This is a genomic window from Spirochaeta dissipatitropha (assembly GCF_054657935.1).
Genome location: NZ_BAAHXT010000019.1, coordinates 1 through 14,790, shown reverse-complemented (window position 1 = coordinate 14,790; position 14,790 = coordinate 1). Strand labels below are relative to the sequence as shown.

The window sequence follows — 14,790 nt, the reverse complement described above, 5'->3', positions numbered from 1 at the left end:
TCAGCAACTCCCTTCCAGATCTTGATGAAAGTCTACCGCAGAGAATCCCTTACCTGTGGTAGATTTCCCCCCTATCTGACAGTGGATCCTACCATGGCTTGTCAGTAACTCAATTAATTCTACAGCAGAGGCCGATACACTTTGAGAAGATGAATTTCCGATAGTCACTACAGTAGTAAACAAGGTCTCAGCAGGAACAGTTTCTTCATACCATAGAGCCCCTTTTTTCACCGTTCCGGTTTCATCATCAATAGCTATGCGGGCATCTACCGGCAAAGCAGTTTCTGTAATAAAATTGAGCACATTATCATCAACAATTGCGAATCGCCGGGAAAACAGTTCCCGACCTTCCTGATCATTATAAAAAAGCTTCCCAATGAATGCCGCCCATTCTTCAGCAATCACGGTCTGTCTTATATCAACAAGCACGTCCAACTCCTCAAGCAATATTTCCTTGTCTCCTTGGGTTTTCAGCACCGTATTTCCTGTTATTATCGCTTTGTAGTTGTCATTTTTAGGATCAGCAATACTCAGGGGAGGAATAGCCGGAAGGTTAATACCAGGCTGAACTCTATTACATTCGTTCTTCAACATTTGGAGCGTATATGGAGATGCCAGGTAAGCAAACGTGCCATAGAAAGAACGCACAGGCAAGCACAAGAGAACTCCGTCACTCAAAGATATCGCCGATGCATAGCTGGAATCATGAACCCCACCGAACAATGCATGAACTTTTTTCCGCTTTTCCTCATTATCAAAAGTTGCTGATATATATTCATCTTTCAGAACGCCTTTCAGTGATGATCCTGGAATAACGGGATGCCCGGAAACCGGATGCCTTGCCACCGGTAAATCGATATCATTAACCCCTTGCCCGATCCCGCAATGTAATGCAGTTAGTGTTCGAATGGAACACAGCACATTTTCCATAAAAAGCTCCTTATAAATTTGAAGATATTTGTTTATCGCATACAGCCGTAAAGGTGAGACCATATCCTTCTTTGTGTTCATCTTGTCCACAAAGATTGCCTCCCCAGAAATACTTGGCGATTTCTTCTGATTGTTGCGATTTTTCGATTTCCAGAAGATATACAGCACCGGGCTTAACCATTTTCTTCATTGCTTTGGGTGCACCACCCTTCCCAGCCGCAAAATTCCACCCACTAATGGGTTCCCAGCCAGGAATACATGCTGAGCGCAATCGAACTGAGTAGTCTGTTCCAGGAATAGTAACAAATGATATTTCTTTTTTATTCAGATCCGGCATTAGCCAGGATGGACACCAACTATCGAAATTCCCATGAGTAGCAAGCACAATTTTAAGAAATTTCTTCTTGGCACATGAATGAATCAAAGGTGGAAAACTATCCTCATCCGGACGAATTTGCACCGTTTTTCGCTCACCACCAAGATAAGCTTCTGAAGGCATTATATCTGTTTTTTCCATGCCAGTAACAGAAAAGGATGTAGATAGAGATAAACACGTGCTCTCATCTCCCGGCGCTCTGGCTGCAAGATAAATTCCGGAGTTAGAAAAGAGTTTACCATCGCTGGAAACCCCACTATCTCGATCTATACCATTATGAACTCGGTACTGCTTGATTACCGATCCGATACCCATTTCTTCTACAGTCAAGACTTCACCCTGTTTCAGATCCCCGGACCAGTATTTCTCCATAAATCGCCAGTATAGAAAGGATGGCAGATTTTTAGCTGGTTTTTCCTGGGTTTCAGCTACTGGGTATAACCAGTCATGATTTGGAATATCTGTACCGCAACCTCGTGCTAAGGCTCTAAACTCCAGAGGAAATACAAAAAGCCGACCATCGCTACCTGCTTTTGTGAACACCATGTCAGCTGGTAGCGGAGAAAGAGCCATTCTTTCACTGTCAAGATTGACATAATTCAGAATTCGTTCAACTCCCACATCAAGGATTTTATCCCTGTTCCCTGTAATCTTAAAATACTCAGGAGAACGGGAAAGCCCAATTGCGCTGCGTACCATTCCAGTAATTGTTTGAGGTAAAATCCAGGATCTTGCTGATCCTCCAAACACACCTGCATCACCAAATGGTTTGCCATCACGGAATATTAACTGATCATTTGTCGCAAGTGAGAACCTCATATATTTACCCTTTTGTACAATACGGTTGAAATCTGCTTTGCAAGCACCATTTCATTGGAAAGATGGGATATGGATTGTGCCGGCAGCAAGAGTTCTTCTATAAGCAAGTCCGATAACTCTTTTTGCCGAAATAGACGGAGGACCAGCGCTGAAGCAGGATTTTTTGGAATCAAGCGCTTTTTGCCATCTACTGCTTGCACACTAAAGCTTAAAAGATCTTCACATTCGAGACGAATCTGACGCAGTTGATACGCCAATCTTGTAGAAACAGATAACCCCGATTCACTGGAATTATATGAACCTGCGATTTTCATTACACGAGCTGAAAACACATCACCATTTGGACTTTGCCACTTGGCATATATTTTGAGGGGGGAACCAGATCGTTTACTCTGAATTATTGCAATGCTATTTCGATCACCTTCATTTTTTGCGATTCCCTCTGCTTCTCGCGCCATTTCCAGTGCAGAATAAAGAGGCGCCGAATGGTGAACAATTGCGATTCCAGCGCTAAACGTTGGCACATCACAGTTAAGTTTTAATAAATCTACAACATCTTTCATTATATTGTAGAAATCGATACGCAAGCGATCGGCACACTCAAGCGCATTATGCAATGGAAGATATGCCATAACATCATCACCTCCGGCATATATAAGAGAACCTCCAAATTGATTGATGCTTTTTCCAACTTCGGTTGCAAATTCACTCAACTTTTTTGAAAATTCCTGGTGCCCTTCAACACTATCTATTTCGCTTATCAGAGAGCCCATCCGGTCACCATCTCCAACCAGGATGCATGCATATTTTGGTGGAAAGCCAGCTTCTTTAGGATGCCTCAAACTATCAAGATCTTTGTAAAATGATTTTACTTCGTCCTTAGGCTCTTCCTTTATGTCAAATTTCTCCACAAAATAGTATTCGGAATTCCAAAATCTATCCGGCTTCTGATTATTGCTGTCTTCTATGTGTTCATTGTAGCTTTGAACAAGATTAGTATGTAGCGATTTTAACGCAGCATCTTGCTCGATCTTTTCAAGCCATGGAATAATAGCGATATCAGACAGATCATTAAAATGCTTGTTCAGTTGACTATCGCCAATTGTGTAGAAACGTTTAATACAACCAATTGCATCCAGCTCTTCGCCCCTTTTTAATAAACCAGGAACCGCAACTGCAGCATCTCGACGTATCAAAACGGTTTCTCTTGCTCCATCCAGGCTACTTTTTTTCAAACCGGCTCCTTGCCATTCCGGAACACGGAAATTCCGCAGATTTTTCCTGGCACCCAAAAGCTGTTCAGCTGCCCTTCGTGCCTGCACATAATTGTCACCAATCGGTACCCACACTCCATAGAATTCACCTGAGTCTCTTACCTGAGCAAAGAATATGTCTTTCGCAATCGGGATGTGTGGAAACATCTTACTCATCGATTCAATTGTTTCCGTAGCTATTTTAGCAAAAAAATCTTTGTATTCTTTCTCGGCATTCAATAGGAGTGCGCCAGGATCCTTATCGGCATCTGCTATAACAAGAATCTTGTTAGCCACTATAAACTCACTAAACTCAACTAGCTTATCTATATATCCTTCAGCTGAGTCTTGATCATTTTCAACCGCTGGGAAAATCAATGTGCACCCTTGTTTATACATGCTGCGTGCAACACATTTTGATATTTCAGATAACATTGTTGATCCAAACCATAAATCACGGAGTTTGCGTGCCGCGGCAATAAAGTCCTGAACTGGGCCAACAGATATGAGGATAAGGTTTTTATCGCTCATCCCACCTCCTTCATTCCCAAATAGTCAGCTAATGCCTGGTAAACACCTCTCCCATTCAATACCAGCTGCTTTTCATTTGGATTATTAATCATAACCTTGTTACGCGTGTTATCAGGATGCGCCGATTTATCCAGCTCTTGATTATCCAGAGAAATTGATTCAGGAAACTTGTGATTCAGCACAAGCATTATACTGATTTCTTTACCGTTACCAAGACGAACCATTTTTAGAATCATCGGGGAAGGCCAACGGCTTGCCTTTGTTGGTTTGAGACTGATTTTAACAGACGGATCTTTCTTACCATTCCCCGATGATTTTGAATTAAACTCTGTCATGATAGGCAACCCAAATGCTGCTCTCCGAAACCAGATCGCATCTGGATGCTCTGGCTCATGTAATGAGGCATTCTTTTTTTTAACGCGCCGAATAGCATCTGGTTCAGGCCAATATGAACGCCCAGTAGGTTCCCCACCACCGGATCCTGCTGCTCGGTTCTGACGATACTTACCGTAGCTATCTTGAAGAGATTTTATATTTTTCTTACCTTCTGTGGAATACAATTGCGCACCAGCAATACGTGGATATAAGAATGTGGCCTCGCCGCCTCTTGCACTATTTTTTAAAAATTGCTGTACGCTATCGATATTGGTAAATGCACGCATCAGCGATTCACAATATACTGATCCACACCCTCGCCTAGTACGTGCCCCCACACCACCAAATAACGTCCACAGCTTCAGTGTTTGCTCAACTTCAGTCAGATATTTTTCTGGCATGCTCACAAGAAGCGTAAACTCTGCTTCGGTCATGATTTCTTTCTTAGTTTCAGACTGCAATGGAAACAGCACATATTTCGATAAAGGATTATTATTGGCATCAATGTCCTTTCCATTTGGCATCATTTTCACATCATCGACTATAGAAGACCGACTAACTACCGATAGCTTCACTGGTGATTGCAATGGATTATCGTCGCGACTAAAACCACCCCATAATTGACTTTCCTTTTTTAGAAGTTCATCATGTTCCATTTCATCCTGCATGGTCCTCCACCAGAAGCGCAGTTGCCCCTTCAATGAAGCAGCCCGGACAGGAGCCGATCTGTTTATTATCCAGCTTTCAGCATCACCACCAATCATCGGTGTCAGCAGATGGAAATGATATTCTCTCGTTATACGTGCAGTTGTTGGAGAAAATTCCGGGAAAGAACCCGATGCCTTTATTTGCTTTCTGATCATGGCCCTTCCTTTCTGGTAATAATCTGAGCAACTCTGGTTATTAGAAATTCATACTTTTACTTATTATGTACATAGAGGAAAAAAATGCAAATTATTAACTCTCTTGCTTTTTATTAAAATCGAACTATCATTAGTACTTGTGTGAGGAATCAATATGAGAAAGATATGTATCAGTTTTTTAGGCACAAATGATTATATTCGTTGCAATTATGTATTCGATTGCGGACACTCTGTGAAAAATGTTCAATATATACAAGAAGCCCTGTACCAACATATATGTAAAGATTGGTCATGCAATGATGTTTTTTATGTGTTTCTAACCAAGGACGCCGCTGAAAGAAACTGGGATGATCATGAAAGATTCAATAAAAGCAGTCAGGACAAACATTGCGACTCATCACTGGGTGGTCTGAAGACTGCTTTGTTACAGTACCCTGCAGGGCCAACTGTTTACCCGGTTACTGACATTCCCGAAGGATATACCGAGATTGATATATGGAACCTGTTCCAACAATTAGTATCTAAAGTTAAAGAAAAAGACGAAATACATCTCGATATAACCCATGGATTCAGATCACTTCCAATGCTTGCTATGGTGCTACTTAATTATTTGAAAGTAACACACTCAATACGCATAGGCGGAATATATTACGGAGCTTTCGAAAAACTTGGTCCGGCCCATAAAATCCGTAGTGAAATGCCGATATCGGAGAGGAATGCCCCGGTACTTGAACTATCTTCATTTCACACCTTACAGGAATGGAGTAATGGCGCCGATGTATTTATGAATTATGGCATCTCAGAGAAGCTGGAACGAGGCATAGAGAGTTGGGCGAATCCAATTAAACGTGAAACTAAAGGTAAAGACGCTGTAGCGAAGAGCTTGGGAGAACTCAGTAAAGCTATACATGAAATATATCCAGCCATCGCTACCAATAGGGGTAAAGATATTTATCAAGGGAAAATCTTTGAATCTCTGAAAAACAGTATTCACAATTTAAAGAAACATACAAACACAGAAAATTTAAGGGCTCTGGAACCATTGCTTGAATTGATCAATAATAAAATCGCTTCTTTTTCTTCTTCAAATGAAGTAAAAAATGGTTTCCACGCAGTACAATGGTGTATTGATCATGGAATGGTACAGCAAGGAATAACTATTCTTCAGGAAACACTATTAAGTTATGCAATCTTATTCATCGATCAGGAAAAAATATATGAAAGAGAATTCCGTGAAACCCTATCAGATAAAATTGGACTAATGGCCCAAAAAAAACAAAGAACCAATATGAATATTGATGAGCCATCAGAGATATTCCTGCATAACAATGCCTGGTTGATTAAAGCATACGGTGACTTAATACTGATACGAAATGATGTAAACCATTGTGGATTACGCCCGGATACAACAAACCCAACGAAGATGAAAACAGCCCTTGAACGAGTATATTCAGAAGCAATAAAAAAGATACCGTAAAGAACTATCAAATGGACGAGAACATCTGGATTGTATCCATATATGATCCAACCGATCATAGAGACGCCACCATTGAAATAAAAGGAATATTATCGAGGATAACATCATGAACCTATTAGTATTAATGAATCATAAATTAACCCCAAATCAAGTGCAACAGGCCAAACAAGAATATGACATTCAAGAAATTATATACCCTACACAAGATATTTCACAATTATGGGCAAACATTCCCGCCGAATCTGCTTCTTTATCCAGGCAATTACAACCGGTGTATACATGGATAGAGAAGGTCACACATCCAGGTGATGTAATTCTTGTACAAGGTGACTTCGGAGCGGTTTTTGGTATTGTCTCACGTTCTCTTGCTGATAATCTTATACCAATATACGCTACTACTAAACGCATCGCAATAGAAACTGAATCAAACGGAGTTATACACAAACAGAGTCAATTCCAGCATGTGCTTTTCAGAAAATATCAAGACTGCTTAAGCTGCAAATCCACTACACAGTAAAAACATGTGAGCATTGATTACATTTGTAGGCGTTGATCACCGTATCATCAAGGACTTTCCCAGCACCGGCACCAATCGCCGATCCAGCAGCTATACCTTTCAGTCCAGCAAGTATAGCGCCAGCGGCGCTTCCAACCGTTATTCCTACAGCAGTGCCCACAGGTCCTCCAATAAAACCTACCGTAGCCCCAATTTTAGTTGCATAGGATTTTCTGACTACTGAAGAAGACTTGCACTTTGAACAAATAATATCTGTCATGATAACACCTCCTGAATACTGTAATGATGCAGACACAGTCTGCTTTACACTTACAGAATAGATGCATTGCAGTGAAAAACATATGATCAAAAAAGGAAATAAGCTTCAATTTCCAGGGAACTTTCCAGATATCTTTACTATAGATTCACTTTTATCCAGAGCAGCTAAAAATGCTCGTCTTATTGCAGAAACTTTGCTATTGCTAGTAATTCCAGCGTGATTTATATCATTTCTTGTAAGTCTCAGGTCACTATAGAGACTGCCTAATGAATAAAAAACAGGTGACGAAACGATCACTGAAATTACCTGTAAAGCCTGTTGCCTTTCTGCCTGATTGTCCTTGCTTTCTATTATTTTATTACTAGCATCCTCCAAGGTTAAGGGAGTCTTCCCGCCACACATAAACCGCATCAAGCTACCAACAATGTTACGCGCCCCTTTTTCTGAGTAATCAAGCCCAACAGAATCAAGAACCAAAGAAATATGAGTTTCCTGTAAAATCGTAATTCCTTGCTGTAGAAGATCATGCTCTGCACACCATCGAGCTGCAGCTATACCATTAACCAACGAGTCTGTCTGAAACCCATTAATCTTATTACGAATAGCCTTTAACAACCGTTTTAGTGGAGGTTGAACAGCATCAATTTCAGTTATCAGATCTTCTATACTCTGATTTATGCGTGTAAATTCCTTACCTTGGTACAAAGCTTCACCTCGAACAGCACGGATATTTTCAGTAAAAGCTGTCAGCTGTTTTGCAAGATTTTGTTGCTGTCGTACAGCTAAGCTTCGGGTGCTTTCATGCGCAAGCAAAACTCGTAACTTCTTATCTAAAACTGGAAGCAAAAGTTTGGCATCTCCTGCATTCAAAAAAGAATCCACAGCAGAATTCCATTGCTGCAAATCCGCAAAGGATGAGAAATCAAGTATAGGAGAAATGCCATTGTTGCTGCACTTTGCTTCGAAAGCACCATACCAAATATGTCCAACTGATGCAGACAGAACCATTCTTGCGTAGTCCAGAAATACAATGGCTAGCATAGGCATAAATCTAAACGCATGCGTAATATCAACATGGACAACAGACTCAGTTCTTACTACTTTGCATAATTGCTCAAATAACTCCCAAATTTCAGTTTCGTTGGTACACATTGGAATATCTACAACTTTAGTTGAAAACCTTAAATAATCTGCTTGAGAAATCTCTGTTAAACACTGCAGCAGTTTTTCCAGATTTTTATGTCGGGCTTGCGCTGTTACAAATATTACAATCTCATCATCTTCACTAAGAAAGCAGTCTTTTGCCATAGATATAATAGCCTGCTGAACAAAGGACACACACTCAATTACGGCTCCATTCATTGAGTAAGATGTAAGCTCATAATTACCTGTACCAAGAAATGTTATTAAACTATTTTTCATAGATACCTCCATATATAACAGAAATGCTTTTAGACAGCCCCTCGCCACAAAAAAGGAAATTCCAGACTGTCGGTATATATATACATTTCAAATGAAGTCAACGAGTGCTGTTTGTGAAAAGCTACCTAAGTCTTAACACCTCCACAATCGGAGGTCATTTCAAGACAAATTTCTATGATTAGAACTGCGGAAAGATTGTCTTAACACCTCCGCAATCGGAGGTCATTTCAAGTTATAGCAGTTGGAACTTCCGTGGTAGCTACCAGTCTTAACACCTCCGCAATCGGAGGTCATTTCAAGATATTAATGTAGGGATGTATAATCCCAAAGGAGGTCTTAACACCTCCGCAATCGGAGGTCATTTCAAGATTGATTCGAGAAGGTAAGTTACTTGCGTCGAAGAGTCTTAACACCTCCGCAATCGGAGGTCATTTCAAGAGTCGAAAAGATCAAGACAGGTGTGACTCTGGTAAGTCTTAACACCTCCGCAATCGGAGGTCATTTCAAGACATGGATAACTGCGGTCCAAATCATATCAAGGATAGTCTTAACACCTCCGCAATCGGAGGTCATTTCAAGTCGTGGCATTCGACATCGGGCAAACCGCCCGCATCGTCTTAACACCTCCGCAATCGGAGGTCATTTCAAGGATGAATACGAGGCGTGGGTGGAGTTGAATTCTATTGTCTTAACACCTCCGCAATCGGAGGTCATTTCAAGTAGATCGACGCAAAAACAGGAGATCGATGACAATCGTCTTAACACCTCCGCAATCGGAGGTCATTTCAAGACAGACCGATGTGGCAACAGAGATGTTCATTAACAGTCTTAACACCTCCGCAATCGGAGGTCATTTCAAGAAATATTTTACATGATAGCATCCAGGAGATGCTGAGGTCTTAACACCTCCGCAATCGGAGGTCATTTCAAGAGCTACATGTAGTAGGATTTAATTTATACATACTTCCCCGATAATAAGGGATATGAGTTCCTTCGCTATGGCTGTCAAACAGCAATAGAACACCCCTGACGGTACGGAAACTCAACTGCATTTTACCATTCCCTCACCGGCACCATCTGGTTATTCCGGTAATCTAAAAAACAGTCTGTTCCAAAAACTCTTGGGAAAGAGTCACCTAAATACTGCAGGGATAGCCTATACAACATACCGAATTGTACTCAAAACATACTGACTTTGCAAGTCAGGCAATAACAAAAGTTTCATTTTCGGGCCCTAATCGCTTGACCCTGTTGTTGCAGGCAGAACAAATTGGAACAATGAGAATATCACCTTCCGGACCTGCTATTTGTTCAAGATCATTCCTGATTGAACGGATTTTGTGTTGATTGACCTCCAGAATGAATACCGATTTCTGAATTCTGACTCCACTACGCTCAAGTGATTTTGCAGTTTTTCTGAGTCTTTTCGGGTCACTGATGTCGTACGTGACAAGGTAGGTCATATGCGTCTCCTGGCAGTATATGGTTGTTTGAGTTTCACTGCAGCACTGTAGTCAATAACACAAGCCTGTAATGCTTCCAACGGTGTCTCAGTAATATCACCTTCCCATAACCGCGATTCGTGCATTTTAAGCTCAAACTGTCGTAGAAATTTTCTGAATCCGTCACCATTCAATCTGAAAAGGCCCTGGTTTCTGTTCGGAATAAGATCAAAATCCGATCTGACAATGAAATTTGTCTGAATTAGTTCGATGATTAACTCATCTACTATAAATCTGAAGCTCTCCATAATGTCACTTGCCAAAGCATCATGAGCTCCATGTGAGACATGAAAGAAACCGATGCGCGGATTCATTCCTCTTGCAGATAGAGCCGCAGATATTCTGTTATATAGCAAAGTGTAGCCAAATGATAAAATTGAATTAACCTCGCCCTTCGGAGGATGATAGCTGCGCCCCTGAAAATCAAATGGCTCTACTAACTGCGCAAAATGAGAAAAATAGTATCTGCCGTATGAACCTTCGTATCCTCTCAGGGACTCATCATTATCTGCAGTCGCTACTTTGTTGAGTGTTTCCAGGCAACTACCTGGTGACTTGCCAAAATGCTCGAGTGTTGCTGCTGAATTGTATAGTTTACTACTTACAACATTTTTTGCTGACTGCAAAACATTTTCAGCATCTTGCATGAATGCTTTTTGGATATCGTAAAATTTTAAATCTATCCAGTCATCAGGAACCATACGGCCTAGACGTTGACCGGTTGCATTACAGAAAAATACCGGAATTTTATCTCGCATAGCTCTGTGCATAAAGTGACTACTGAATCCGGTTTTACCAATTACGTGTATCTGAGAAATACTTTTCCAGAGAATGCTATTCTTCTGTCCGTCCTGTCCTTCAAGTACAAGATTATTTTGTTCAGTATGGAGTCTACTGGTTAAATGAGTTACATATATTACTTTTGAGTTACTACATTCATTCAGATATGGTGGTCGCCAGTGTACCTGTTCGCGCTCTTTTCCAGCTCCATCTTCCACCTTATCGGCACTGATATAAAACCCAAGAAAAATCAGCTGATTAATATTGTCCAGAATAATGGTTTTTTCATGGTTCAGTTCCTGTTGCCATGCTGACAGTAGCTTATCTATGCTGGAAATAGCTTCTTCAGCAGCCTCCTTGGAATGCGTTAAAAAAATTATATCGTCTGCATAACGATAATATAGACCCTTGTGGAACCGAGTAAAGTCACGATCGAATGGTGTAAGGTAAAGATTACTTAGTGCAGGACTTAATGGACTGCCCTGCGGCAATCCAGATATATGCTTCAATTCAAAAAAATCCATCCAGTGTTCAAGACGTTGAACAAATGGATCAAGAGGAAACAACCCGCGTACTTGGTCCAGAAGCAGTGGTGAAGGCACCGAATCAAAATAACGTCGTAAATCTACCTTAAAACCCCAGCGCATACCTGAACGTATAGCTGACGATATTCTGAGAGTTGCTTTTTTACGGCTCAAAATGTGGCGGAATGCAATTGCCCCCTCATGCAATAAAGGAATGTGACATTCCAACATCTCCGAAAGTACAAGGGAATAGGAACGGAGAACCAGTTTATCCTGAGAAGAAAAAACCTGAATTTTCCTGTGCCCGGAAGAATCAGATTTTTTCTTTTTAAATTCAAGCACCTCTCCAATCTGTCGTGTGCCATCTGCTTCTTCCTGACCGATTCTGGATAAGACCACATCGGTAGCATGGGTAAACTCTGAATAATCGACGGAATCTGATCCAGGAGAAGATTCCTTCATACCATGACGGGCCTCCCTCAACACAGGTAACGACATCGCTCGAGAGAGCAAAGAAGTTCTCCGCTGAGGTAAAACTGGGGCTCTAACTGAATCGAGCTCAGGGATATAAAACCGACCAAAGCCAAATGTAGTGCTCTTTCCAGCTCCAAAATACTGCATGCGAATAATCTGCTCTGCCTCATTCCTATCCGGAGTTCCATGAACAGAAAAACAACCGGTAAATCCGCCAATACAATTTTTGTTATAAATCATATCTAACCAGATTCCAGCTCCATCGACTACTTCTAAAGAAGAGTAATCATTTTTCAAGAGTTTTCTGAAAAAATTAAGATCGGGTAGATTACTTCGAAGGTACCATGGATCAAAAAAACCATGTTGTTTCCCATTTGGTGAAGTCATTCGAAGCGGACTAAGTGTTCGTAAATGAAATTGATCCAACTGCTGTAAGTGTTCTACTTCTACCTGTAGACTTTCAGCATCCAAATACCCGTCGACACCAAGTTCAGTAATCCGGGTAAATTGAATTTTTTTACCAGGAAGCAGAGGCCCAGTCAGTGTTCGGCATCTGTTCCGGGAAGATTCCATAATCTGCTGGATCTCTTTTGCAATATCCTCAGGACAGATTACAGCAACAGAAACCGTTTCGCCTGGAAATAGACTACGTATTCCAGTATCAAGAGGCCACAATTCAATTCCAAGCTTTTTCAGACTACCATCAGCCTCAAGTTCAGGACGAATTAAATCAGCAACAAGACCATACCATAATCCACCATGATAAAACGGAAGCCGAAGAATAGGAACAAGCACCTCAAAATCAACCTGAAAAAATCTTCGCCGCTCAAAGTTCACTTGTATTCCTTTGTTAAAAAACCGTATCCGAATTCGGATACGGTCAACTTACAGCCACGACAATGATTGCCTACGGAAAATAGTCCTCTAACAATCATTCGGCTACCATTATTGTAAGTTCTTCACTATAATTAGTCAAATTCATGTTTAATGAGGAAAGGAGTAGATTTTTGATAATGATAGGGGTCTCTACCGGACAGAATATATCTAATCTTATTCCCGCAGTACAGTTTGAAACAGAGCTTTCCGGCTATTGCCTGCTGGAAACAACACGTGCCCAGCAATTTAACTGGTCCAAGGGGCTTACATCTGTATTACACAGTCGTGGAGTGAAGGTTGCGACACTCGATCTCAAGGGCATAGACAGCAATATCCCTCTTATAATTCAAACTATTAAAGAGCAAGTTTGGGACCACACAGAACCTATTATGTGGAATATTGGCGGTGGGCAAAAGCCACAGCAAATTGCCGTCTGGGAAGTTTTTCGAGCACGCTGCGACAAGGGGTTATCGGACTCAATCTGTTATGCTAATCAGGATGATGCAGGCATACTGGAGATCTGGAGTTACAATGACAGTGGTCATCTTACTCTTGCTAAACAAGAAATTTATGTAGACATAAGTGTTGAGGAAATTTTTACTGTGTCTGGATTTCAATTGCGTGAAGAACCTAATATTATCTACAAGCGTGGCGAAATAATCGATTATGACTTGTCCACCGATTTACTTACTTTCCCTGAATTCCGGGAATATATGCTACGTCTGCCGGCCAAAAACAGTCGCAACAACAGGATAGATACAGCCAAACGAACTATACCAGTTCATTCCCCGCAACTAAAAGCTCAAATTCACCGTAATAGCATACAATTGAATGCCTCCCTTCTAAGAAGCTGTATGAAATTTGAAAACTTAAAGCCTGGCCCCGGATATTATTTCGAGAAGATTGTTATAGATCGAATATGGAAGCTTCTAAACAGTCAAAAGCACAATATAAACGTAGCTTATGCTAATTTAATAACTGAGCGTGGAGGAAATATTGCTGCTGAGTATGATCTTTTATGCGTAACAACAAAAGGTACTGTACGCGCTCTTGATGCAAAAACATTTGATTTCAAGTACAAGGATATTGATGCACGTTTGTATAATCTTGAACAAGGTAGTGGTTATTATCGTTCCTTTTCTGCTGTGTTCCCATTTGACGTTGAAGATTTGTCTAAAACATATTTTCCAGACCAACTGAGACATTTACCTTCAAGATTAATGAAAAGAAACCTTGATTTTTATGTGGTCAATGATTCTTCAAATGATCGGACAGTCTACATTCAACCTGATGGAAGCGGTGGCATACTGACCAGCTACGCCCCCTTTCCATCAGGAATATCGGTGCCATGCAAACCTCTTTCTGATTTCATTAATCCATAATCATGTCACTATATGCGTCAATGAGAATTCCTCCAATTGCCCCAAGCACACCACCAATAATGAGCACAAGAGGATCGCCAGGTAATCCAGGATTAGGGGGTATTGGCGGCTTACCGATCTTTGATGCCGAATGCGCTGTTGCTACACCTATCGCAGCACCTTTAAGAGCACTTTTCATTACATTCTTTCCAAATTTCTTATTGTCTTTTGTCATATCAAACCTCCTTAGTCTGAAAAAGTGTGACTGCAGTCGTTGCATTTGAATTTATCGAAAATATTATCGTCCATGACCTTTCCGGTTGCTGCACCAAGCAAGCCACCACCAGCGGCACCTTTCATGGCTGCAATTATCGCTCCTGAAATTGATCCAACTGTTGTTCCTATTGCGACTCCCGCGGGACCACCATATAAACCCAGGATAGCACCAGCC

Annotated in this window: 13 protein-coding genes and 1 CRISPR repeat array; of the genes, 3 read left to right on the top strand and 10 right to left on the bottom strand. The window is 41.0% G+C overall.

The annotated features are described in order from the left end of the window. The 4 genes from cmr4 to cmr1 are packed head-to-tail and all read right to left on the bottom strand — an operon-like array spanning position 1 to position 5,147. On the bottom strand, positions 1-1,011 hold the full coding sequence (cmr4, locus tag ACYQ2L_RS16100; protein ID WP_460057921.1) for a type III-B CRISPR module RAMP protein Cmr4: 1,011 nt from the start codon (positions 1,009-1,011) through the stop codon (positions 1-3). Beyond that, positions 941-2,125, bottom strand: a complete 1,185-nt coding sequence (locus tag ACYQ2L_RS16095) for a type III-B CRISPR module-associated Cmr3 family protein (protein ID WP_460057883.1) — start codon at positions 2,123-2,125, stop codon at positions 941-943. The genes cmr4 and ACYQ2L_RS16095 overlap by 71 nt, the downstream gene beginning before the upstream one ends. After that, on the bottom strand, positions 2,122-3,909 hold the full coding sequence (cas10, locus tag ACYQ2L_RS16090) for a type III-B CRISPR-associated protein Cas10/Cmr2 (RefSeq protein WP_460057881.1): 1,788 nt from the start codon (positions 3,907-3,909) through the stop codon (positions 2,122-2,124). Before cas10 ends, ACYQ2L_RS16095 begins: the two co-directional genes overlap by 4 nt. Continuing rightward, entirely contained in the window at positions 3,906-5,147 is a 1,242-nt protein-coding gene (gene cmr1, locus ACYQ2L_RS16085; protein WP_460057879.1) for a type III-B CRISPR module RAMP protein Cmr1, read from the bottom strand. Before cmr1 ends, cas10 begins: the two co-directional genes overlap by 4 nt. Positions 5,148-5,301: 154 nt before the next feature. On the opposite strand from cmr1, the gene csx2 (ACYQ2L_RS16080) reads away from it, so the two are divergent. Both csx2 (ACYQ2L_RS16080) and csx20 read left to right on the top strand, forming a co-directional pair. Further along, positions 5,302-6,624: a TIGR02221 family CRISPR-associated protein gene (gene csx2, locus ACYQ2L_RS16080; RefSeq protein WP_460057877.1), complete on the top strand. Its 1,323-nt coding sequence runs from the start codon at positions 5,302-5,304 to the stop codon at positions 6,622-6,624. A 106-nt stretch (positions 6,625-6,730) separates the two neighbouring features. Then, the gene (gene csx20, locus ACYQ2L_RS16075) at positions 6,731-7,141 is read left to right on the top strand and encodes a CRISPR-associated protein Csx20 (RefSeq protein ID WP_460057875.1); all 411 of its coding nucleotides are present in this window, start codon (positions 6,731-6,733) and stop codon (positions 7,139-7,141) included. Here csx20 and ACYQ2L_RS16070 read toward each other — a convergent pair. From ACYQ2L_RS16070 to cas1, 4 genes are all read right to left on the bottom strand, one after another. Continuing rightward, positions 7,131-7,400: a hypothetical protein gene (locus tag ACYQ2L_RS16070; RefSeq protein ID WP_460057872.1), complete on the bottom strand. Its 270-nt coding sequence runs from the start codon at positions 7,398-7,400 to the stop codon at positions 7,131-7,133. The genes csx20 and ACYQ2L_RS16070 overlap by 11 nt on opposite strands. Before the next feature lie 105 nt (positions 7,401-7,505). Beyond that, positions 7,506-8,822 (bottom strand): TIGR02221 family CRISPR-associated protein, encoded by a 1,317-nt coding sequence (csx2, locus tag ACYQ2L_RS16065; protein WP_460057870.1) that lies wholly within the window; start codon positions 8,820-8,822, stop codon positions 7,506-7,508. Positions 8,823-8,951: 129 nt separating this feature from the next. Beyond that, a CRISPR array of direct repeats spans positions 8,952-9,753; the repeat unit is 35 nt; unit sequence GTCTTAACACCTCCGCAATCGGAGGTCATTTCAAG. A 271-nt stretch (positions 9,754-10,024) separates the two neighbouring features. Further along, positions 10,025-10,285 carry a CRISPR-associated endonuclease Cas2 gene (cas2, locus tag ACYQ2L_RS16060; protein ID WP_460057868.1) on the bottom strand — a complete coding sequence of 87 codons (261 nt, stop codon included), beginning with the start codon at positions 10,283-10,285 and terminating at the stop codon, positions 10,025-10,027. After that, positions 10,282-12,675, bottom strand: coding sequence for a CRISPR-associated endonuclease Cas1 (gene cas1, locus ACYQ2L_RS16055; protein WP_460057865.1), 2,394 nt, complete (start codon positions 12,673-12,675; stop codon positions 10,282-10,284). The genes cas2 and cas1 overlap by 4 nt, the downstream gene beginning before the upstream one ends. A gap of 407 nt (positions 12,676-13,082) precedes the next feature. Between cas1 and ACYQ2L_RS16050 the strand changes: the two genes are divergently transcribed. Continuing rightward, on the top strand, positions 13,083-14,360 hold the full coding sequence (locus ACYQ2L_RS16050; RefSeq protein ID WP_460057863.1) for a PDDEXK family nuclease: 1,278 nt from the start codon (positions 13,083-13,085) through the stop codon (positions 14,358-14,360). Here the strand turns inward: ACYQ2L_RS16050 and ACYQ2L_RS16045 are convergent. Beyond that, positions 14,350-14,574 (bottom strand): hypothetical protein, encoded by a 225-nt coding sequence (locus tag ACYQ2L_RS16045; RefSeq protein WP_460057861.1) that lies wholly within the window; start codon positions 14,572-14,574, stop codon positions 14,350-14,352. The two genes, ACYQ2L_RS16050 and ACYQ2L_RS16045, sit on opposite strands and share 11 nt — an antisense overlap. 11 nt (positions 14,575-14,585) lie before the next feature. Then, a partial coding sequence (locus ACYQ2L_RS16040; RefSeq protein ID WP_460057859.1) for a hypothetical protein occupies positions 14,586-14,790 on the bottom strand: 205 nt, incomplete at its 5' end.

Excerpts from the sequence above, each read along its gene's own strand:
- cmr4 (WP_460057921.1), bottom strand. The coding sequence starts at position 1,011 with ATGAACACAAAGAAGGATATGGTCTCACCTTTACGGCTGTATGCGATA.
- ACYQ2L_RS16095 (WP_460057883.1), bottom strand. The coding sequence starts at position 2,125 with ATGAGGTTCTCACTTGCGACAAATGATCAGTTAATATTCCGTGATGGC.
- cas10 (WP_460057881.1), bottom strand. The coding sequence starts at position 3,909 with ATGAGCGATAAAAACCTTATCCTCATATCTGTTGGCCCAGTTCAGGAC.
- cmr1 (WP_460057879.1), bottom strand. The coding sequence starts at position 5,147 with ATGATCAGAAAGCAAATAAAGGCATCGGGTTCTTTCCCGGAATTTTCT.
- csx2 (WP_460057877.1), top strand. The coding sequence starts at position 5,302 with ATGAGAAAGATATGTATCAGTTTTTTAGGCACAAATGATTATATTCGT.
- csx20 (WP_460057875.1), top strand. The coding sequence starts at position 6,731 with ATGAACCTATTAGTATTAATGAATCATAAATTAACCCCAAATCAAGTG.
- ACYQ2L_RS16070 (WP_460057872.1), bottom strand. The coding sequence starts at position 7,400 with ATGACAGATATTATTTGTTCAAAGTGCAAGTCTTCTTCAGTAGTCAGA.
- csx2 (WP_460057870.1), bottom strand. The coding sequence starts at position 8,822 with ATGAAAAATAGTTTAATAACATTTCTTGGTACAGGTAATTATGAGCTT.
- cas2 (WP_460057868.1), bottom strand. The coding sequence starts at position 10,285 with ATGACCTACCTTGTCACGTACGACATCAGTGACCCGAAAAGACTCAGA.
- cas1 (WP_460057865.1), bottom strand. The coding sequence starts at position 12,675 with ATGGAATCTTCCCGGAACAGATGCCGAACACTGACTGGGCCTCTGCTT.
- ACYQ2L_RS16050 (WP_460057863.1), top strand. The coding sequence starts at position 13,083 with ATGTTTAATGAGGAAAGGAGTAGATTTTTGATAATGATAGGGGTCTCT.
- ACYQ2L_RS16045 (WP_460057861.1), bottom strand. The coding sequence starts at position 14,574 with ATGACAAAAGACAATAAGAAATTTGGAAAGAATGTAATGAAAAGTGCT.